The sequence below is a fragment of the Kribbella sp. NPDC050124 genome, from assembly GCF_044460355.1.
GTDB lineage: Bacteria > Actinomycetota > Actinomycetes > Propionibacteriales > Kribbellaceae > Kribbella.
Genome location: NZ_JBITJU010000029.1, coordinates 26,633 through 44,718 on the forward strand (window position 1 = coordinate 26,633; position 18,086 = coordinate 44,718).

Consider the following 18,086-nt stretch of genomic DNA (forward strand, 5'->3'; position numbering starts at 1 on the left):
CCGGGAGGACGTCTTGAGCAAGTTTTCTTTCCCGAAGCCGGATGGGGTTGCGGCGGGGAATGGGTACAGCCACGTGGTGACTGGGGCGGGGCAGTGGGTGGCCATTGCGGGGCAGGTGGCGTTGGATGCTGAGGGCAACTTTGTCGGGGCGGGGGATCCGGGGGCGCAGGCGCGGCAGGTGTTTGCGAATCTGGATGCTTGTTTGACGGCGGCTGGAGCTACGTTCGCCGACGTGGTGAAGCTGAACTTCTACGTGACCGACATCAGTTACCTGCCGGCGATTCGGGCGGCGCGGGACGAGTACGTGGACACCAGCAATCCGCCCGCCAGCACGGCGGTGCAGGTGGTGGCGCTGTTCAAACCCGAAGCCCTCATCGAAATCGAGGCCTACGCAGTCGTCTGACCACGTTGTGTACAAGCGCCGTTTCAGGCAACGGCGCGATGTCGGAGGGTTTTCGGCGCATATGCCGCAAAACCCGCCAGGTTTGGGTGGCGGCGGCCGATCCGCAGGATCCACCCGACCCGTTGCCGCTTGTGAACCGCGCCCTGTGGTGGGTCAGCCCACCGCAGGGGTGGTGGGCCTACCAGAATCCGGTGAGCTAACCCGCACTCTGGTTGGCTGACCCACCACAGGGGGCGAGATCAGCACAGGGGCCCACAGGGGGTCGGGGCCGACGGGGCGGCTCTGCACGGCTGGGGTTACGACCGACTGCCGCGGCACTAGCGCAGTAGGTCCACCGCGAGGCGGGCGGCTTCGCCGATGGCAGTGTCGACGCGGGGTTGGCGGAAGTCGCCGCGGGCGGCGAGCGTGTAGATGGCGATCGCGAAGGCGGCGCCGCCGGGCAACGTGACCACGCCGACCTCGTGACGCAGTGCACCGAATGTTCCGGTCTTCCCGGCGACGCGTACGCCGTCGTGCGGGAAGCCGGACGCCATCCGGTGCTGGAAGACCTGCCGATGCATGGTCGCCTGCACGAACTCGGTCTGCGCAGCCGACAGCAACTCGCCCGCCCACAGCCGGCGCAGCAGCAGCGTCATGTCGCGCGGACTGCTCGCCGATGCGTTCGCCGCCTCGTAGACCCCCGCCGGGTCGGTCCGGTCGTTGTCAGCCAGTACGGCGAGCGCCGCATCCGGATCGTTCAACCCGGTACGCCGCTGCAGATCACGCAGGCTCCCCTCGGTCCCCCGCCGTACCCAGGTCCGTTGCAGGCCGAAGGACTCCAGTAGCTCGGCCAACCGCCGTAGCCCGACCAACCCGAGCAGCTCATCCCCGGCGGCGTTGTCCGACACCGTCATCATCGAGAAGGCCAGATCGCGCAGCGAGATCGTCACCGGATCCGCCAGCGCCGACAGCCCGGTCGGTCCCGGCGTGCGATCCGCTGGATCCAACGTCACCCTCGACAACGGATCGAGCTCGCCGAGATCCACCAGCCGGCAGAACCCGGCCAGCAACGGCAGCTTGTACACCGACGCCATCGGTACGACGCCATCCGCGTCCACCTCGACCGCCGACTCGGGCGCGTCCAGCGCGACCGCGTGCAGCCAGCCGCGCACCCCGGCGTCCTCGAACACCGCCCGGATCCGCGCGTTCACGACACCACCAGCGCATCCGTCAGCCGAGCCATCACGTCAGCCGGTCGCAGGAACGGCGTACGCGTCCTGGACCACACCAATCGCAAGCGCAGCGGGAGTGGATTGTCGACAATCAGATGCCGCCCGACACCCGGCGCCGTGAGCGAAGGATCCGCGGTCACGACGATCGCCTGACCCGCCGCGGCCATCGCCAACCCGGCCCGCTCGTCGGTCACCACGACCGTCCCACCATCGGGCCGATGCAACGCCAACGTGTCCAGGAACAGATCCCGCGCCGCCGGCGCCTCCGCCCGCGACCGAACGGCCACCGGCAACCCGCCCAACTCCCGCAGCTTGACCTCTGCACCGTCATCCGGCACCACCGACACCGGCGCCAACGCCCACGTCGGCACCAACGTCACCGGCCCAGCCTCGAGCCCGTCCAGTACGGCGGGATGCAGTACGACGGCCAACGTCAGCCGGCCCGCGGACACCTGGCCGACGAGCGAGCTGGTCGGCGCGGAAACCACCGTCACCCGGCTCCCCGGGATCGCCGCACCACAAGCCGCGGCGACCGCGGCACCAGCAGCCGGCGGAACCTCCGGAGCCAGCCCGAGCCGGATCTCCGGCCCTTCCGGATCCCGTGCGACCGCTGCCTGGTGCAACTCCTCGATCGACGTCAGCGCGCGCCGCGCGTACGGCAGCAACGCCGCACCCGCGGGCGTCAGCTCGACCCGGCCCTGGCCGCGCTCGAACAGCTTCGCGCCGACCAGCGCCTCCAGCCGCCGGAGCCCCTGGGAGAGCGGCGGCTGGGTGATGCCGACGACGCGCGCGGCATCGCCGAAGTGCTGCTCCTCGGCCAGCGCGATGAAGATCTGCAGATGTCGCTCAGTCAGCATGACCCAGCTGACCTGCAGCGATATCACCAGGCAATCGACACATGCGCAAGAGCATATTCGACACTCTCCAACTGCCTCGCCTTGACTGAGGACTCAGTTCCGGCGAGAGGAGAGAGCGTGAAGGTGAGTCGACGAGGGATCATCACAGGGGCGGCCGCAGCCGGCGCCGCCGGAGTCGTGGGCGTGGCAACCCGCGGCGAGGCCGCGACAGGTGGGGCGACAGTGGCCAACGCGGCGGCGGCCAACGCGGCGGCGGACGAGGCGGCGGCGGACGAGGCCGGGGAGCGGCAGCCGGTCGAACTCACCTGGCTCGGCACGCACGCCTGGCAGATCCGCTCGGGCAAGCACATCGTGCTGACCGACCCGTGGATCACCCGGTTCAAGACCGGCACGTTCACCCCCGAAGGCGCCGACCCGAAGACCAAGCTCGTCATCAAGCCGGACGTGATCGACCGCTACATCTCCACCGCCGACGCGATCCTGGTGCACCACGGCCACTACGACCACATGGCCGACGTGCCGTACGTCGCGAAGAAGACCCAGGCCACCGTGCTGGGCACGCAGTCACACGTCAACATGCTCAAGGCCATGCGCACCCCGGCCGAGTTGCTGTCACCCGTCCGCGGCGGCGAGTACCTCCCGTTCGCCGGCTTCACCGTCGAGGTCTTCCCGTCCCTGCACTCGTGCAGTGGAAGGCACCACACCTACGCCTACCCGGGCTACCGCCTCGACGGCGTCCCACCGCGCCCGCGCGTGATCGAGGACCTGCTCGAGGGCGGCACGCTCGCGTACGTGATCACGATCGGCGGCGTCCGCATCCTCAGCCTGAGTACGGCGAACTTCGACCCGAATGCACTCCGCGACCTGCAGGTGGACGTCGTCTTCGCGGCTCCCGGCGGCGAACCCGGGATCACCGACCGGCTGCTGCGCACGATCAAGCCGGTCCAGAAGGTCGTCGCCACTCACTGGGACGACTTCGACCAGCCGCTGGACAAGCCGTCCGTGCCCTGGGCCGACCTGACGAAGCTCCGCACCTCGGTCGAGACCGCCGGCGCGGAGTTCGTCGTCCTGGATCACCTGGAGAAGCTCACGCTTTGACCCGGTAGTGGTACTGCGAGACGGTCCGGAAGCCCAGCCGGTCGTACAGGGCCCGGGCCGGCTCGTTGTCCGCGACGACCTGCAGGAAGACGTACCGGACCCCGCGCGTCGTTGCCTCCTGCAACAACGCGCGGATCACGGCGAGCGCGAGCCCCTGCCGCCGGAAGCGCTCGTCGACGGCGAGGCAGTACAACCCGGCCCAGTCGCCGACCAGCGCGAGCCGGCCGATCGCCGTGATCGGGCCGCTCGACGGCACCACGGCGTACAGCGCTGGGCCGCGGTTGAGGATGCCCCGCGCGGTCGCCTGCTTCCCGGCGTCGCCGCCGCGCCCGTCGATCGACCACCAGAAGTCCATCCAGTCGTCGTCCGGCGCCGCAGAAATATTCACGTCGGTCGGCACCTCGGGCAGCCGATCGAGCACGTCGGCCACCTCGGCACACTGCACCAGGGTCTGGTTCCGCACCGTGTAACCCCGGGCCTCGAGCTGACCGTCCAAGTCGGCCGGTTGCGCCGCCGGGCTGACGTGGAACGACGGCGTGATCCCGTGCGCCTCGTACAGCGATTCGACGTAATCCAACGCCTTGCCGAGGTCGAACGGCGTACTCGTGGGCAGCACCGAGTTCGCTCGCAGGGTCACGCCACCGTTGCGGCGGATCACCCAGCCGTCCAGTTCCGTCTTGGCCTCGGCGGGCCAGCCCTGGTTCATCAGACTGTCGATGCGAGCTGCACTGATCACTCCACCCAGCGTAGGACCAGCCGAATCAACTTGCAAGTGATTGGATAGTTATTCATCCAGTCCGGAGACCGCGTCCGCCAGCACGTCGATGCCCTCGGCAACCGCCTTCGCGGTCAGGCCGCCGTACCCGAAGACCAGCCCGGCCGGTCCGTCCCCGGCCATCCAGTACGGCGCCAAGCCGTAGACCCCCACGCCTCGCTCCAGCGCGGCCGCCATCACAGCCTTCTCCGACAACCCGTCCGGCAACCACGTCATCACATGCAGACCGGCCGACACCCCGACCGGGACGAGCTCCGGCAAGCGCTCCGCCAGCCGGTCGACGAGCGTGTCCCGGAGCAGCCGGTACCGCGGCCGCATCCGGCGCAGGTGCCGGTCGAACTCACCCCGCGCGACGAAGTCCGCGAACGCCAATTGCTCCAGCACCGGCGATCCGCGATCGTCCACCAGCTTCGCGGCCGACATGCCCTCGACCAGCCGGTCCGGCAGGATCAGCCAGCCGAGCCGGAGCCCCGGCGCCAACGTCTTGCTCGCGGTCCCGGCGTACGCGACCCGATCCGGCGCCAGGCCCTGCACCGCACCGATCGGCTCCCGGTCGTACCGGTACTCCGCGTCGTAGTCGTCCTCGATGATCAGCGCATCTCGTCGCGCCGCCCACGCGACCAGCGCAGCCCGCGTCTCCGCCGAAGCCACCGCCCCGGTCGGGAACTGATGCGCAGCCGTCACGAGTACGACGTCCGCCCCGGACTGATCGAGTGCGCCGACATCGATGCCGGTCTCCAGCACCGGTACGCCGACCACCTCGAGCCCAGCCGCCGTGGCCACGTCCCGCAGCTCGTTGTCGGACGGGTCCTCGAGCGCCAGCCGCCGATACCCCTGCTTCGCCAGGACCTGCAGCAGCAACCGCGAGCCCTGGGCGAACCCGTTGCTGATCAGCATGTTCCCGGGCCGGGCCGCCGTACCTCGCACTCTGTTCAGGTAGTCGGACAGCGCGTGCCGGAGCTCGAGGGCGCCGCGGCCGTCCAGGTAGGCGAAGCTCAGGTGTGGCGCCTCGTTCAGCACCTTCCGGATCGAGCGCAGCCAGGCGGCCCGCGGGAACTGGGAGACGTCGGGCCGGCTGTACTTGAAGTCGATCCGTGGCGGACCGCTCGCCGCCGTCTGAATCGTCGAGGCCTCGACGATCGCGATGTCGGCGACCTGGGTGTAGCCGCCACCCCGGCTGACCAGGTACCCCTCGGCGACCAGTTGCTGGTACGCCTCGACCACGACGCCGCGGGACAGCCCGAGGTCCTGGGCGAGCGCGCGGGTCGACGGCATCACCGTGTCCGCGCGCATCAGGCCCTGCCGGATCCGGTCCCGGATCGCCTTCTCCAGCTGCTGGTGCAGCGGCACTCCGGCGTCCCGGCGGAGCTCGACCAGCAGCTCACCGGCGCCGGAACTGGTCCTGTTTCGGCTCACACAACTGGACCTTATCGGAGTACCGCTGCGCTGTCAGGGTGGTGGAAGACCGAGAATCCAGGAGGGGAACGATGACCACGCTGCTGCAGAACGGCGACGCCGGCTACGACGAGGCCCGGAGCGTCTGGAACGCGATGATCGACCGGTACCCGGCCGCGATCGCACGCTGCCACGACACCGCCGACGTCGTCGCCGCGGTCCGGTTCGCCCGGGAGGCCGGCCTGGAGATCGGGGTCCGCTGCGGCGGCCACAGCATCGCCGGCCATGCCGTACCCGACGGTGGGCTGATGATCGACCTGACCCCGATGAACGCGGTCCGGGTCGATCCGGAGCGACGGCTGGCCTGGGTTCAGGGCGGGGCGTTGCTGGGTGAGCTCGACAAGGCGGCGCAGCAGTTCGGCCTGGCGACGACCGCGGGGAACGTCTCGCACACCGGCGTCGGCGGGTTGACGCTCGGCGGCGGGATGGGCTGGCTGGCCCGGCAGTTCGGCCTGGCCTGCGACAACGTGGCGTCGTACGAGCTGGTCACCGCGGACGGCTCGGTGGTTCGGGCGAGTGCGGACGAGAACGCCGAGCTGTTCTGGGGACTTCGCGGTGGCGGCGGGAACTTCGGCATCGTCACGTCGTTCGAGTTCCGGCTGCACCAGGTCGGCACCCGGGCGTTGGTTGCCGAGTTCACCTATCCGATGGCCGCCGGGTTCGACGTACTGCGGGGATGGCGGGAGCTCAACGCGACCGCGCCGCGGCAGGCGACGTTCACCGCGAACGTGACTCCCGACGGCGTGACGGTCGGCTACGTGTGGATCGGCGAGGGTGGGGACCAGCTGCTGCCGGCCTTCCGGGCGCTTGGTCCGGTGGCCGACGAGCACGTCGAGGAGATGTCGTACCTGACGCTGCAGAGCCGCGACGACAACGTGCAAGGCCACCGCTACCGGCGTTACTGGAAGGGCCACTACTTCAAGTCGCTGCCCGATGACGCGATCCGCGCACTGCTGAACACCCCGGGCGTGTCCGCGAGCCTGCAGGCGTACGGCGGTGCGATCGCCGACGTACCGGACGAGGACGCGGCCTTCAGCCACCGGGACACGCTGTTCGAGTTCGTCACCGCGACCCGCTGGGAGGACCCGGCCGAGGACGCGACCCGGATCGCCCAGCTCCGCGAGTACGCGGCAGGCCTGGCGCCGTACGCGAGCGGCGCCTACCTGAACACGCTCAACGGCGACCCGATCAACCGCGCCTTCCCGCCGGCCAAGCTGGCCCGGCTGACCGCGCTGAAGACGGCGTACGACCCGGCCAACGTGTTCCACCTGAACCAGAACATCCGCCCCGGCGAGGCGACCGGCGAGACCGCGGCCTGACTGGTACTCCTGGGGAGTGGACTTCGAGTCGGTGTTCGCCGACGTGGCCCGGGTGATCGAGGGCATCGGCGTGGTCATCATGGCGATCGGCCTCGCCGTCGTCCTGATCCGCTACGCCTACGACGTCCTCCGCAAGGGCGGCGGCAGCTACGAGCAGTTGCGCGTCAACCTCGGCCGGGTGATCCTGCTCGGCCTGGAGATCCTGATCGTCGGCGACATCATCCGCACGATCATCGTCGACACCTCTCTCGAGACCGTCCTGATCCTCGCCCTGATCGTGGCCATCCGCACCGTCCTCAGCTTCGCCCTCGAGGTCGAGATCTCCGGCGCCTGGCCATGGCAGCAACGCCGTACCGAGTGACTTGGCATGATGGAGTTGTGACAACCGATCTGACGCCCGAACTGGCGGCGACGATCGAGGAGGCGTTCAACCGGCGGGACCGGGCGAACATGCAGCCGACGATCGACTTCTTCCTGAACCTGCTCACCGAGCACCCGGACAACCCGTACGTGCTGTACGAGGTGGGCGGCTCGTACGACACCGACGGCCAGGAGGAGCAGGCGGTCGTGTACTACGAGCGCGCCCTGCCCGGGCTGACCGGCGAGACCCGGCGCAAGTGCCTGCTCCAGTACGGCAGCACCCTGCGGAACCTCGGCCGCTTCGACGAGTCGCTCGGCATCTTCAAGACCGCGTGCGCCGAGTTCCCCGAGTCCGACTCGCTGCGGGTGTTCAAGTCGCTAACCCTGCACGCCGCCGGTCACAAGGACAAGGCGCTCGCCACTCTCCTCCTGGTCATCGCCGACCGCCTCGGAACGCCCGAGATCAAGCGCTACGAGGCGGCCATCCGCGGCAACGCCGACTACCTCGCCAACCTCTGAGGCTCAGCAGGCGCAGGCGATCCCCAGCGGTGCAGTGAGCGGGTCGGCGGCGCGGCGTTCGATCCCCGCGGCGGTCTCCACTGGGAGGCCTTCGCGGGACCAGTACTCGAAGCCGCCGATCATCTCCTTGACCGGGTAGCCGAGCTTGGCGAACTCCAGCGCCGCCTTGGTCGCGCCGTTGCAGCCCGGACCCCAGCAGTACGTCACGACGGTGACGCCTTCGGGTACGACGGACGCCGCGCGGGCGGCAATCTCGCGCGTCGGCAGGTGGATCGCACCGGGGACGTGCCCTTGGTCCCAGCTCTCCTGACTCCGGCTGTCGACCAGGACCCACCCGGTCACGCCGGCACCGATGTCCGCGGCCACGTCCGACACGTCTGCCTCGAACGTGAGCCGCCCGGCGAAGTGCGCCACCGCCGCGTCCCGGTCGGCGGCGGGCGTCTGCAGAACAGCTGAAGTGTGCAGGTCAACGGACATGCGGGGCTCCTTCTCGATCAGCGGAGCCACCAGCGTCGGTCACCGGCACCCGGGGCAACAGTGGCAGAAATGCCCCAGTACCACAAAATACCGTCAGCGCTGGATCTTGGCCCGCGCCCGCGCCACCTTGATTGCGGCCTTCAGCGTCTCGACGTCGTACGCACCGTAGTGCCGCTGACCGTTGATGAAGAACGTCGGCGTCCCGGACACCCCGCTCAGGTCGGCCGACTCCACGTCCTGCGCGACCCGGGCGGCAGCCACGTGCCGCTTCACCTCGTCGTGCAGCTTCTGCTGATCCAGTCCGAGCGCCTCGGCGTACCCGAGCAGGTCCTTGGGCTGCAGGTTCTCCTGGTTCGCGAGCAACAGGTCGTGCATCTCCCAGAACGCGCCCTGTGCGGCCGCCGCCTCCGACACCTCCGCGGCGATCTGCGCCCGCGGGTGGACATCGCTCAACGGCAGGTGCCGCCACACGTACCGCAGGTCGTCGTCCTGCAGCAGGTCACGGACGACGGGCTCCGCCATCCCGCAGTACGGGCACTCGAAGTCGCCGTACTCCACCAAGGTCACCGACGCCGTCTCCGGCCCGCGGATGTGGTCCCGCTCGGGATCGACAGGGTCGGTCAGGTCCAGCAGTTGCTCCGCGTCGCCGAGCAGCGCCAGCGCCTTCTTCGGCGGGGAAAGCAGCTTGGCCGCGCGGAACACCAGCCAGGTCAGCCCCGACGCGACCAGGACCGCCGAGAGCAGCCCGAGCTTCGCCTCCGCGAGCGCCGGGCCCTCGAACGCGATCGTTGCTATCAGCAATGAGACGGTGAACCCGATGCCGGCGATGGTGCCGCTGCCGACCACCGCCGCCCAGCCGACCTGCGGCCGGTAGCGACCGCCGGAGAACCGGGTGAGCAGCCAGGACACCACCGACACCGCGACCGGCTTGCCGACGACGTACCCGACCAGGATGCCGAGCGTGATCGGCGAGGTGTACGCCCGCCCGAGGAAGTCCAGGTCGATCGTGATCCCGGCATTCGCGAGACCGAACAGCGGGACGATCAGGTAGCTGGTCCACGGATGGTAGAGGTACTGCAGCCGCTCGTTCGGCGAGATCGTCGCGGTCAGCCCAACCGTCGCCGAGCGGGCCAATTCGGGGGTCGGCTGCTCGCGGAACAGCCTGAACAACCCAGTCGCCTGCTCGAGCTCCTCCCGCCCCGGTGAGTACGCCGACGCCGTCAGGCCGATCGCGAGACCGGCCACCACGGGATCGACGCCACTGGTCAGCAGCGCCGCCCACGTCACGACACCCAGTACGACGTACGCCCACGCCTTCCGGACTCGCAGTACCGCCAGGACCACCACGACGGCGAAGGCGGCGATCGCCATGACCAGCGGCATGAGCTTGATGTTCTCGCTGTACACGACGGCGATGACGAGCAACGCGAGCAGGTCGTCGACGACGAACACCGTAAGCAAGAACACCCGGACCCGGTCGGGGACGCCGCGACCGACCAGCGCGAGCAGGCCGAGCGCCAGGGCGGTGTCGGTCGACATCGCGACACCCCACCCGTGCGCACCCTCGCCGCCGGCGTTGAACGCGAGGTAGATGAGGACCGGCAGCACCATTCCGGCGACACCGGCGGCCAGCGGGAGGACGAACCGGCTGCGGTCGCGCAGGTCGCCGAGGTCGAACTCGCGCCGCGCCTCCAGCCCGACGACCAGGAAGAACAGGGTCATCAGCCCGCTGTTGACCCACTCCCGCAGGTCCATCGAGAGCACCTCGTGACCGAGCCCGATCGACAGCTCGGTCCGCCAGAAGTCCTCGTACGTTCCGGGCGCGAGATTCGCCCACAGCAGGGCGAGCAGGATCGCCGCGGCGAGGACGCCGGAACTGCCCGCCTCGGTCCGCAGGAAGGCGCGCATCGGCGCCGCGAACTCCCGCCGCCAGCTCGTCCGTCCAGTCAGCAGGCCGGCGAAGTCCGTCATGCGTTCACTGTATCGTTCTGGGTTCGAGGACCCAGAAAAAATCGGCGGTCGATCCGGCTAACAGTTTGGGGGGTGCGGGCTGCATGATGTCTCCTGAGGATCACTCCAGCCACGGGGTGCCCGTTGGTTCGAGCATGCCTGGAGTCCCGTTGACCGACCAAGATGTCGCTGTGACCTCGGCAGACGCGTTCGCGCGTCTGGCGATCGAGTTGCACGACGCTCCCGGGGTGGAGGAGACGGTCGACGCCGTCGTCCAGTTCGCCCTGCAGGCGCTGAGCTGCACCTATGCCGGCGTCGCCCTGTACTCCCGCGGCTCGCGCCCCGAGATCGCGGCAGTGACGGACCCCGTGGTCGCCGACGTGTACGACCTCCAGCTCAGCACCGAGACCGGCCCGCTGGTCACCGCGCTCCGCGAGCGCACCACGATCCTGATCCGCGACACCCTGACCGACGACCGCTGGCCCGAGTGGGCCGCGAAGGTCGGCGCCCTCGGGGTCCGCAGCACGCTCGATGTGCCGCTGGCCACCGGCGGCGGCAGCCGCTCGACCGTCGGCGTCATCGGCCTCTACAGCCCGATCCCGGACGCCTTCAGCGCCGACGACGAGGCGATCGCCCACATCCTCGCCCGGCACGCCTCCGTCGCAGTCGCCTCGGCCCGGCAGGAGGAGACCATGGCCCAGGCCGTCGACGCCCGCAAGCTGGTCGGCCAGGCGATGGGCATCCTGATGGAACGCTTCGACGTCGACGGCGACCGCGCCTTCGCGATCCTGAAGCGCTACTCCCAGGACACCAACACCAAGCTCCGCGACGTCGCCCAGCAGCTCATCGACACCCGCAAGCTCCCGCACTGACGGTTGCAGGCGGCAACAAACCTCAGCGGACGCCGGTGGCGCGCGTGATGGTGTAGTCGAACGCCCGGTCGGGCAGGATGCGGCGAAGCGTGACCAGGGGCTTGGCAGCGAAGCCGACCACGTAACGGGTGCGTGGACGGCGCGCCGTGACGGCCTTGGCGATCGCTTCGGCGATCACCGAGGGCGGCGACGTACGGCGGTCGGCCCGTTCCGAGTCCATCGAATCGGCCATCACCTCGGCCTGGCCGGCGTACGGCCCCTCGGACGAGACCTTGCGGAGGTTGTCGGCGGCGATGCCGCCCCACTCGGTGCGGATGCCGCCGGGCTCGATCACGACGACGTCGATGCCGAACGGCTTCACCTCCAGCCGCAGGCAGTCGCTGAGCGCCTCGAGGGCGAACTTGGTGCCGTGGTACCAGCCACCGAGCGGGGTGTAGATCTTGCCGCCCATCGAGCTGATGTTCACGATCGTGCCGCTGCGCTGCGCCCGCATCCCCGGCAGCACCAGCTGGATCAGCCGCGCGGCGCCGAACACGTTCACCTCGAACTGGTACCGCGCCTCGGACAACGGCACGTCCTCGAGAGCGCCGTACGAGCCGTAGCCGGCGTTGTTCACCAGTACGTCGATCCGCCCGGACTCGGCCAGGATGCGGTCGATCCCGGCGCGCATCGAGTCCTCGTCGGTGACGTCCATCGCGAGCGGACGGATGCCGTCGGCGGCGAGCTGCGCCATCCGGTCGACCCGGCGGGCGGCGCCGTACACGGTGAAACCGAGGCCGTGCAACTTGCGGGCAGTAGCCTCGCCGATACCGGACGAGGCGCCGGTGACGAGGGCGATCTTGGTGGTCATGGCCGTCCTTGAGAGTAAGATGAACTCTGGTTCATGATTATCATGAACCATGGTTCACGATATTGCAAGGGAGACCTGATGAGTCCGCGCGCCGACGCCGTCCGGAACCGGCAGAAGATCCTCGACGCCGCCCGCGAGCAGATCACCCGGCACGGGCCGGACGCCGGGATGGACGAGATCGCCGCCGCCGCCGGCGTCGCCGTCGGCACGCTCTACCGGCACTTCCCGAACAAGACCGACCTGGTCACCGCGGTGATCGCCGAACACCTCGGCCACGTGGCCGACGACGCCGAGGCCGCGCAGGCGCGGGTCGCGGCCGGCGCCAACCCGATGGCCGAGATCACCGCGCTCGTCGAGCGCGTCCTGGAGGCTTCAGCGACCGACGCCGCGGTCAAGGCGGCCGCCCGCACCCTGGGCGCGGGGACCGTCGACGACCCCGGCGAGATCCGCGCCCGGGCCGCGGTCGACGCGCTGATCGGGGCTGCCCAGAAGGACGGCGACCTGCACGCCGACGTCACCGTGGACGACTTCTACCTGCTGATCTCGACCGCTCCGATCGACCAGCCGCCGGCGGTCCGGACCCGCTGGCTCACCCTCGTCCTCCCCGGCCTCACCGCTCGCGGACGCGGTTGAAACGTTCCGAAAATATAGGAAAAGTAACGGCGCCCGGTTCGTTGATCGGGTGCATACTTCAAGAAGTATTGGGTACCCCGCCCGTCAGTGGTCACGTGTCTCCATCACTGGTGGACATCTGGGGACCGTGGGGTTGAGCTTGACGCCGGGGCTTGTGCGGCCAGAACCGCGGACCGGGTCACGTCCCGGCGTCCAACTCCGTCTCTCGTACGCCGTTACCCTTGTCGGGTGGGTGAGTGGCGACCATTGACGGGTCCGTCTCGGCAGGTGGCGCTGGAAATCCTGCTCGACGGCCCACTGTCGCGCGCCGAACTGTCCCGCCGCGTGGGCCTGTCACCGGGCAGCCTGACCCGCTTGACCAAGCCGATGGTGGAGTCGGGCCTGCTCGTCGAGGTGTCTGCCGGGACTACGGACGCCCGGGTCGGCCGCCCGTCGCAACCGCTGAACCTCGATTCGGACGCGCATCACTTCGTCGGCATCAAACTCACCGGCGACTCCGCGATCGGCGTCCTGACAACGCTGCGTGCCGAGGTGATCGCGAGTATCGAACGTCCGCTCACCGACCCCACGCCCTCCGCGGTCTGCCGCCTGGTCCTCGAGCTCGCCGACGACCTCGCCGTCCAGGTGCCTGGGCAGCGGCCGATCACCGGTCTCGGCGTGACCGTGGGCGGCCGGGTCGGGAGCAAATCCGAGGTGCGATGGGGGCCGTACCTGAACTGGGTCGACGTACCACTCGGCGAGCTGCTCGCGGCCCAGACGGACACCCCGGTCGTGGTGGCGAACGACCTGAACGCGTTGACCGAGGCGACGCACTGGTTCGGCGCCGGCCGCGGCTCGGACCGGTTTGTGCTGCTGACGATCGGGGTCGGGATCGGGTACGGCCTAGTCGTGCACAACCGGGTCGTCGACAGCCCCGACACGAGTATCGGCCTGATCGGTCATCACCCACTGGTTCCCGACGGACCACGCTGCGACCGCGGGCATCGCGGCTGCGCGCTCAGTCTGCTGACCGTCGGCGCGATCACCGACCAGGTGGGCAGCGCACTCGGGCGGGCTGTCGAGTACGAGGAATGCCTCGACCTTGCTGCCAAAGGCGACGCGGCGGCCGTTCAGGTCGTCGGCAGGGCGGGCCGCGCGTTGGGCCGCCTGATCGCCGCAGCCGCGAACTTCACCATGCCCGAGCTCGTCGTCCTCGGCGGCGAGGGCGTTCGGCTGGCCGAGGTCGCCCAGGACGAGCTGCTCGCGGGCCTGCACGGCGACCGTCATCCGTCCGGCGCGGAGCTCCCGATGGTCCTGCAACCCGCGGACTTCTCCGAGTGGGCTCGCGGCGCCGCGGTCGTCGCCATCCAGACCTTCGTCCTCGGCCGCTAGAGCCCAGCCGGCCCGTAGATGGCGTTCGGGCGGTCCTCGACGTACGCCCAGTAGCGGTCGCCGAACGACCAGTGCCACCACTCGGTCGGGTAATTCACCAACCCGGCAGCGGTCAGTACGTCGGCCAGCAGCATGCGGTTCGTCCGCGCCTCCCGGCTGATGTTGGCCGCGTCGAAAAAGCACGCGCCGCTGCTCTGCTCAGGTGTCGCGTCGATCGGTGTCCCGAGGTCGAGCGGGCCGTGCGCACCGATCAACGTCAGGTCGACCGCTGCCCCGGCGACGTGCGGCGCGACCTCGACCGGTGAGACGAACCGGCTGGCCAGCACGTGACGTCGTGGTCGGAGATCCCCGGGTGCAGCCGCTCGAGCTCAGCGCGATACCCGTCGTAGATCTTCTGCTGGCCCTCGATCGGTCGCAGCCCTTCGACGACCTGCAGCCGGATGCCGGCCGGCAGGAACGCGTCGGCGATCGCGAGCCGGTCCGCGACAGTCTCCCGGACGAACTGGCGGTCCGGGGTCGCGATGTCCCGAGTGAACAGGTCGACCAGCGGTTCACCGCTCTCGATCGCCGGGAGCTGCGTGATCCGGTCGTCGCTCAGCAGGACGGTCATCCGCGCGCCACCGCCGTACGCAGCAAGGTGTCGACGACCTCGGCGTAGCTCATGCCGGCCGCCGCCCACATCCGCGGGAATTGCGACGCCGGGGTGAATCCGGGGAACGTGTTGATCTCGTTGACCATCGGCTCCCCCTGGCCCGGCACGAAGAAGTCCACCCGTGCGAGGCCTTCGCACCCGAGTACGTCGAAGACCTCGATCGCCGTCCGCCGGAGCCGATCGGCCAGCGCCGGATCCAGCGGCGCCGGTACGACGAACCGCGTGGCGCTGCTGTCGTACTTCGCGGTCGCGTTGAAGAACGGCTCGCCCGGATCACTGTGGATCTCCAGCGCCGGCGCGGTCTCGACCCGCCCGTCCGGGAACTCCAGCACGGCCAGGTCGATCTCCCGCCCGACCATCTCCCGTTCCACCAGCACGTGCGGATCGAGTACGGCGGCCTCCGCGATCGCGTGCGACAACGACGGCAGGTCGGTCGCTCGGGTGACGCCGAAGCTGGAACCGCCGTTCCCGGGTTTCACGAACACCGGGAACTCGAGCCCGGCCGCCTTGAGCTTCTGCATCGCGGCCTCGGTGTCGGTCAGGTCCGCGCCTCGCAAGGTGACGCCAGGCGTCACCGCGATGCCGTGCGCCCTCAGCACGGACTTGGTCAGGTGCTTGTCGAGCCCGACCGCGCTGGCCGCCACGCCACTGCCGACGTACGGAACCTTCAACTGGGACAGGAATCCCTGCAGCGTGCCGTCCTCACCGCCTTCGCCGTGCAGGGCCGGGACCGTGACGTCACAGGCCTGGAGGATCTCGATCGCCTCGTGCTGGCCGTCCACCCAGTTGCCGTCGGCATCGATCACGAGCGGGATCGGGGTGTGGCCCAGAATGCTGATCGCCCTGGCGATCCCGCGACCGCTGGCCAGCGACACCTGGTGCTCGGGGCTCGCGCCACCCATCACGACGGCAACCTTCATCGGGCCGCCTCCTCGTAGCGTCGCGGCACCCGAGATCCGATTCCGCAGTAGATCTCGTGCGGGATGGTGCCGGCCCATCGGGCCCAGTCGACCGCGGTCGGCTCACCGCGCGAGCCGTCGCCGAAGACCGTCACCGGCTCCCCCGGTTCGACCGGGAGATCGCCCGCGTCGATGACGAATTGATCCATCGCGATCCGCCCGATCACCGGCATCCGGACTCCCCGGCACAGCACGCCGGCCTGTCCGCCTGCCACCCGCGGGATGCCGTCGGCATACCCCAGTGGGACGAGCGCCACCGTGGTGTCCCGCTCGGCGACGAAGTCGTGTCCGTACGAAACCCCTTCACCTGCACGGATTCGCCGTACCTGGGCCAGCTTGCTCATCAGCCGCATCGCCGGCCGCAACCCGAGCCCGGTCTCGTCGATCCCGTACATCCCGGCGCCGATCCGCACCAGGTCGCAGTCGGGCGCATCCACCGTGATCGCCCCAGCGGAGTTGGCCAGATGTACGACGCTCGGCCGCAAGCCGGCGCGTCTGGCAAGAACCACGCCCGTGCGAAGCAGTTGGAGTTCACGGCGACTCTGGACCGCATCCGGGCTGTCGCCATGTGACAGGTGCGACCAGATGCCTCGGACCGTCAAGGCGCCGAGTCCTTCGTAGTGCGCGGCCGCTCGAGTCAGCTCGATCCATTGATCAGGTGCGCTGCCGGAGCGGTGCAGCCCGGTGTCGAGCTTGAGGTGCACGTAGTGGACCGCCGGATTGGAGACCACTCTGTGCAGCTCCGCGATCGTGGAGATGCTGACATCCACGTCGACGTCCCCGAGCAGCATGAGCTCGGCGGCGTCGTACAGCCAGACCAGGATCGGCACGGTCAGCCCAGCGGCGCGCAGTTGCAGCGCCTCGTCGGCACGGACGTTGTCGCGAACCGCCGAGAGGTCGACGACCGCCTCGGACAAGCCGGCGATCCCACGTGCTGCCGGGCGGTGGCGGGATGGGCTCAGGACCAGGTTCATGATCGTCATTGTTGTTTCCGGCAACGGCCGGATGCGTCGGTTCAAGGACGGAACTGTGCGACCCGCCGCTACGACCGTGGTATGACCCGGCTCATCCGGATGAATGAAATCTGCCCCGCCCGGCGAACTTTCCCGGGGATACTGGAGGCGTGGAAGCCACGGATCACCTGAAAGCGTCGCTGCTGGCGGCGATCGCGCTGGCCAACACCTTCGGATCCACCTGGCGCCAGGGCCGCCCGGCCGGCGAACCGGATGCGGCTGCGGTGGACGCCGTACTGCGCCTGACCACCAATCAACCCGTCGACGTCGAGGTTTCCGAGTGGGCTCCTGGTGGACGGCAACTGCACGACGCCCTCGGCCACCTCCCCGAGGGTCGGGTCGACGAGGCGGTCCAGGTGGTGAACGGGCTTCTCAAGGCGACGAGGGCGGCGCCACAGCTGACCCGGCACGAGGACGCGCCCTGGCACCTGCACTTCGGCGACCCGGACTCGGCGACCGGCTGGATCGCGGAGTTCGCCACCGCGACGGCCACCCTCCTTGGCAGCGACGACATCCAGCGTCTCCGCCGCTGCGAGGCCACCCGCTGCGAGGACCTCTTCCTGGACTCGACCCGCAACCGCACCCAGCGCTTCTGCTCAACCGCCTGCCAGAACCGCACCAAGGTGGCCGCCCACCGCGCCCGCGCCACCTGACCCCTTCGCGGTCACCATGGTTGCTTCCGGCACCCATCCGAGCTTCCGGTACAGGTGGACACCTTCCACCGTCGCCATCAGCAACCCGGTCTCGGCGCCACGCTCCACCGCCCGTCGGCTCAACTCACCCATCACCACGCTCCCGAGTCCCCGCCGCCGGTGCCCCGGATCGGTCTGAATGTCGTGCATCACCGCGTCCCGCCCGACCACCGCCGCCATCCCCCGCGCCGCGACCGAGCCATCCGCCGCCAGGACCCGCACATACTCCAACTCCCCCTCCGACCTTAGCTCCACCTCGTACTCAGTCGTCACCGGTGTCGGGTGATCAAGCAGCCTTGTCGACATCAACACCTTCTGCTCCGCGAACACCTCCAGCCCACCTGCGGCCAACCGCCGAGCCACACCATCCCCGTCCTGAGTCGTCACAGTCAGCCAAACCCCCTCGACCGCCAGCCCCACCAGCCGATCCACCACCCCAGCCTCATCCGTCAGCGCGAACAGCTCCCGCTCCCGCCCCGGCAACCCCAGCACCACACCCAACGCGTCCCGGTCCTCGCTCACCGCCCCCAACCCCCGACACAACCGCCACCCCTCGATCCATCGCCGCAGCTCCTCACTCATTGCGCGATTGTAACTGCCCAATCTGAATTAGCCAGTTA

General features: G+C 69.4%; 21 protein-coding genes. 9 read left to right on the forward strand and 12 right to left on the reverse strand.

Features of this window, described 5'->3' with window-relative positions; translation table 11 throughout:
- Positions 1 to 13: 13 nt before the first annotated feature.
- Entirely contained in the window at positions 14 to 403 is a 390-nt protein-coding gene (locus tag ACIBL3_RS40690; RefSeq protein WP_396359331.1) for a RidA family protein, read from the forward strand.
- A 317-nt stretch (positions 404 to 720) separates the two neighbouring features.
- Here ACIBL3_RS40690 and ACIBL3_RS40695 read toward each other — a convergent pair whose 3' ends face one another.
- Together ACIBL3_RS40695 and ACIBL3_RS40700 are read right to left on the reverse strand one after the other, a co-directional pair.
- The gene (locus ACIBL3_RS40695; RefSeq protein WP_396359332.1) at positions 721 to 1,593 is read right to left on the reverse strand and encodes a serine hydrolase; all 873 of its coding nucleotides are present in this window, start codon (positions 1,591 to 1,593) and stop codon (positions 721 to 723) included.
- Positions 1,590 to 2,471: a LysR family transcriptional regulator gene (locus ACIBL3_RS40700; RefSeq protein ID WP_396359333.1), complete on the reverse strand. Its 882-nt coding sequence runs from the start codon at positions 2,469 to 2,471 to the stop codon at positions 1,590 to 1,592. Before ACIBL3_RS40700 ends, ACIBL3_RS40695 begins: the two co-directional genes overlap by 4 nt.
- A gap of 117 nt (positions 2,472 to 2,588) precedes the next feature.
- Here ACIBL3_RS40700 and ACIBL3_RS40705 point away from each other — a divergent pair, with 117 nt between their 5' ends.
- The gene (locus ACIBL3_RS40705) at positions 2,589 to 3,569 is read left to right on the forward strand and encodes an MBL fold metallo-hydrolase (protein ID WP_396359334.1); all 981 of its coding nucleotides are present in this window, start codon (positions 2,589 to 2,591) and stop codon (positions 3,567 to 3,569) included.
- Here ACIBL3_RS40705 and ACIBL3_RS40710 read toward each other — a convergent pair.
- Together ACIBL3_RS40710 and ACIBL3_RS40715 are read right to left on the reverse strand one after the other, a co-directional pair.
- A complete protein-coding gene (locus ACIBL3_RS40710; protein ID WP_396359335.1) occupies positions 3,559 to 4,305 on the reverse strand; it encodes a GNAT family N-acetyltransferase in 747 nt (248 codons plus the stop codon). The two genes, ACIBL3_RS40705 and ACIBL3_RS40710, sit on opposite strands and share 11 nt — an antisense overlap.
- Positions 4,306 to 4,353: 48 nt before the next feature.
- Positions 4,354 to 5,760, reverse strand: a complete 1,407-nt coding sequence (locus tag ACIBL3_RS40715; protein WP_396359336.1) for a PLP-dependent aminotransferase family protein — start codon at positions 5,758 to 5,760, stop codon at positions 4,354 to 4,356.
- A 71-nt stretch (positions 5,761 to 5,831) separates the two neighbouring features.
- Between ACIBL3_RS40715 and ACIBL3_RS40720 the strand changes: the two genes are divergently transcribed.
- Genes ACIBL3_RS40720 through ACIBL3_RS40730 form a run of 3 tightly spaced genes read left to right on the forward strand, consistent with a single transcriptional unit; the run spans position 5,832 to position 7,997 of the window.
- Complete coding sequence (locus ACIBL3_RS40720; protein ID WP_396359337.1) at positions 5,832 to 7,118, forward strand: FAD-binding oxidoreductase; 1,287 nt, start codon at positions 5,832 to 5,834, stop codon at positions 7,116 to 7,118.
- A 16-nt stretch (positions 7,119 to 7,134) separates the two neighbouring features.
- Positions 7,135 to 7,479 carry a DUF1622 domain-containing protein gene (locus ACIBL3_RS40725; protein WP_396359338.1) on the forward strand — a complete coding sequence of 115 codons (345 nt, stop codon included), beginning with the start codon at positions 7,135 to 7,137 and terminating at the stop codon, positions 7,477 to 7,479.
- Between the two features lie 17 nt (positions 7,480 to 7,496).
- Entirely contained in the window at positions 7,497 to 7,997 is a 501-nt protein-coding gene (locus ACIBL3_RS40730) for a tetratricopeptide repeat protein (protein WP_396359339.1), read from the forward strand.
- Positions 7,998 to 8,000: 3 nt separating this feature from the next.
- On the opposite strand, the gene ACIBL3_RS40735 is transcribed toward ACIBL3_RS40730, so the two are convergent.
- Together ACIBL3_RS40735 and nhaA are read right to left on the reverse strand one after the other, a co-directional pair.
- Positions 8,001 to 8,474 (reverse strand): rhodanese-like domain-containing protein, encoded by a 474-nt coding sequence (locus ACIBL3_RS40735; RefSeq protein ID WP_396359340.1) that lies wholly within the window; start codon positions 8,472 to 8,474, stop codon positions 8,001 to 8,003.
- 93 nt (positions 8,475 to 8,567) lie between these two features.
- Positions 8,568 to 10,445, reverse strand: coding sequence for a Na+/H+ antiporter NhaA (gene nhaA / locus ACIBL3_RS40740; RefSeq protein WP_396359341.1), 1,878 nt, complete (start codon positions 10,443 to 10,445; stop codon positions 8,568 to 8,570).
- Positions 10,446 to 10,579: 134 nt separating this feature from the next.
- Here nhaA and ACIBL3_RS40745 point away from each other — a divergent pair, with 134 nt between their 5' ends.
- Positions 10,580 to 11,296 carry a GAF and ANTAR domain-containing protein gene (locus ACIBL3_RS40745; RefSeq protein WP_396359342.1) on the forward strand — a complete coding sequence of 239 codons (717 nt, stop codon included), beginning with the start codon at positions 10,580 to 10,582 and terminating at the stop codon, positions 11,294 to 11,296.
- Positions 11,297 to 11,318: 22 nt separating this feature from the next.
- Here the strand turns inward: ACIBL3_RS40745 and ACIBL3_RS40750 are convergent, their stop codons facing one another.
- Entirely contained in the window at positions 11,319 to 12,146 is an 828-nt protein-coding gene (locus ACIBL3_RS40750; RefSeq protein ID WP_396359343.1) for an oxidoreductase, read from the reverse strand.
- Between the two features lie 78 nt (positions 12,147 to 12,224).
- Here ACIBL3_RS40750 and ACIBL3_RS40755 point away from each other — a divergent pair, with 78 nt between their 5' ends.
- Together ACIBL3_RS40755 and ACIBL3_RS40760 are read left to right on the forward strand one after the other, a co-directional pair.
- The gene (locus ACIBL3_RS40755) at positions 12,225 to 12,779 is read left to right on the forward strand and encodes a TetR/AcrR family transcriptional regulator (RefSeq protein WP_396359344.1); all 555 of its coding nucleotides are present in this window, start codon (positions 12,225 to 12,227) and stop codon (positions 12,777 to 12,779) included.
- Between the two features lie 228 nt (positions 12,780 to 13,007).
- Complete coding sequence (locus ACIBL3_RS40760; protein WP_396359345.1) at positions 13,008 to 14,150, forward strand: ROK family protein; 1,143 nt, start codon at positions 13,008 to 13,010, stop codon at positions 14,148 to 14,150.
- Here ACIBL3_RS40760 and ACIBL3_RS40765 read toward each other — a convergent pair.
- Genes ACIBL3_RS40765 through alr form a run of 4 tightly spaced genes read right to left on the reverse strand, consistent with a single transcriptional unit; the run spans position 14,147 to position 16,735 of the window.
- Complete coding sequence (locus ACIBL3_RS40765; protein WP_396359346.1) at positions 14,147 to 14,476, reverse strand: M15 family metallopeptidase; 330 nt, start codon at positions 14,474 to 14,476, stop codon at positions 14,147 to 14,149. The genes ACIBL3_RS40760 and ACIBL3_RS40765 overlap by 4 nt on opposite strands.
- Entirely contained in the window at positions 14,407 to 14,760 is a 354-nt protein-coding gene (locus ACIBL3_RS40770) for a hypothetical protein (protein ID WP_396359347.1), read from the reverse strand. Before ACIBL3_RS40770 ends, ACIBL3_RS40765 begins: the two co-directional genes overlap by 70 nt.
- Positions 14,757 to 15,722 carry a D-alanine--D-alanine ligase gene (locus ACIBL3_RS40775; protein WP_396359348.1) on the reverse strand — a complete coding sequence of 322 codons (966 nt, stop codon included), beginning with the start codon at positions 15,720 to 15,722 and terminating at the stop codon, positions 14,757 to 14,759. The genes ACIBL3_RS40770 and ACIBL3_RS40775 overlap by 4 nt, the downstream gene beginning before the upstream one ends.
- The gene (alr, locus tag ACIBL3_RS40780; RefSeq protein ID WP_396359349.1) at positions 15,719 to 16,735 is read right to left on the reverse strand and encodes an alanine racemase; all 1,017 of its coding nucleotides are present in this window, start codon (positions 16,733 to 16,735) and stop codon (positions 15,719 to 15,721) included. Before alr ends, ACIBL3_RS40775 begins: the two co-directional genes overlap by 4 nt.
- Before the next feature lie 149 nt (positions 16,736 to 16,884).
- Here alr and ACIBL3_RS40785 point away from each other — a divergent pair, with 149 nt between their 5' ends.
- The gene (locus ACIBL3_RS40785) at positions 16,885 to 17,427 is read left to right on the forward strand and encodes a CGNR zinc finger domain-containing protein (protein WP_396359350.1); all 543 of its coding nucleotides are present in this window, start codon (positions 16,885 to 16,887) and stop codon (positions 17,425 to 17,427) included.
- On the opposite strand, the gene ACIBL3_RS40790 is transcribed toward ACIBL3_RS40785, so the two are convergent.
- Positions 17,371 to 18,048, reverse strand: a complete 678-nt coding sequence (locus ACIBL3_RS40790) for a GNAT family N-acetyltransferase (protein WP_396359351.1) — start codon at positions 18,046 to 18,048, stop codon at positions 17,371 to 17,373. The two genes, ACIBL3_RS40785 and ACIBL3_RS40790, sit on opposite strands and share 57 nt — an antisense overlap.
- Positions 18,049 to 18,086: the final 38 nt, after the last annotated feature.

Bases quoted from the DNA above. Each gene is read 5' to 3' on its own strand.
- ACIBL3_RS40770 (WP_396359347.1), bottom strand. From the start codon at position 14,760: ATGACCGTCCTGCTGAGCGACGACCGGATCACGCAGCTCCCGGCGATC.
- ACIBL3_RS40750 (WP_396359343.1), bottom strand. From the start codon at position 12,146: ATGACCACCAAGATCGCCCTCGTCACCGGCGCCTCGTCCGGTATCGGC.
- alr (WP_396359349.1), bottom strand. From the start codon at position 16,735: ATGAACCTGGTCCTGAGCCCATCCCGCCACCGCCCGGCAGCACGTGGG.
- ACIBL3_RS40745 (WP_396359342.1), top strand. From the start codon at position 10,580: ATGCCTGGAGTCCCGTTGACCGACCAAGATGTCGCTGTGACCTCGGCA.
- ACIBL3_RS40755 (WP_396359344.1), top strand. From the start codon at position 12,225: ATGAGTCCGCGCGCCGACGCCGTCCGGAACCGGCAGAAGATCCTCGAC.
- ACIBL3_RS40775 (WP_396359348.1), bottom strand. From the start codon at position 15,722: ATGAAGGTTGCCGTCGTGATGGGTGGCGCGAGCCCCGAGCACCAGGTG.
- nhaA (WP_396359341.1), bottom strand. From the start codon at position 10,445: ATGACGGACTTCGCCGGCCTGCTGACTGGACGGACGAGCTGGCGGCGG.
- ACIBL3_RS40735 (WP_396359340.1), bottom strand. From the start codon at position 8,474: ATGTCCGTTGACCTGCACACTTCAGCTGTTCTGCAGACGCCCGCCGCC.
- ACIBL3_RS40720 (WP_396359337.1), top strand. From the start codon at position 5,832: ATGACCACGCTGCTGCAGAACGGCGACGCCGGCTACGACGAGGCCCGG.
- ACIBL3_RS40700 (WP_396359333.1), bottom strand. From the start codon at position 2,471: ATGCTGACTGAGCGACATCTGCAGATCTTCATCGCGCTGGCCGAGGAG.
- ACIBL3_RS40790 (WP_396359351.1), bottom strand. From the start codon at position 18,048: ATGAGTGAGGAGCTGCGGCGATGGATCGAGGGGTGGCGGTTGTGTCGG.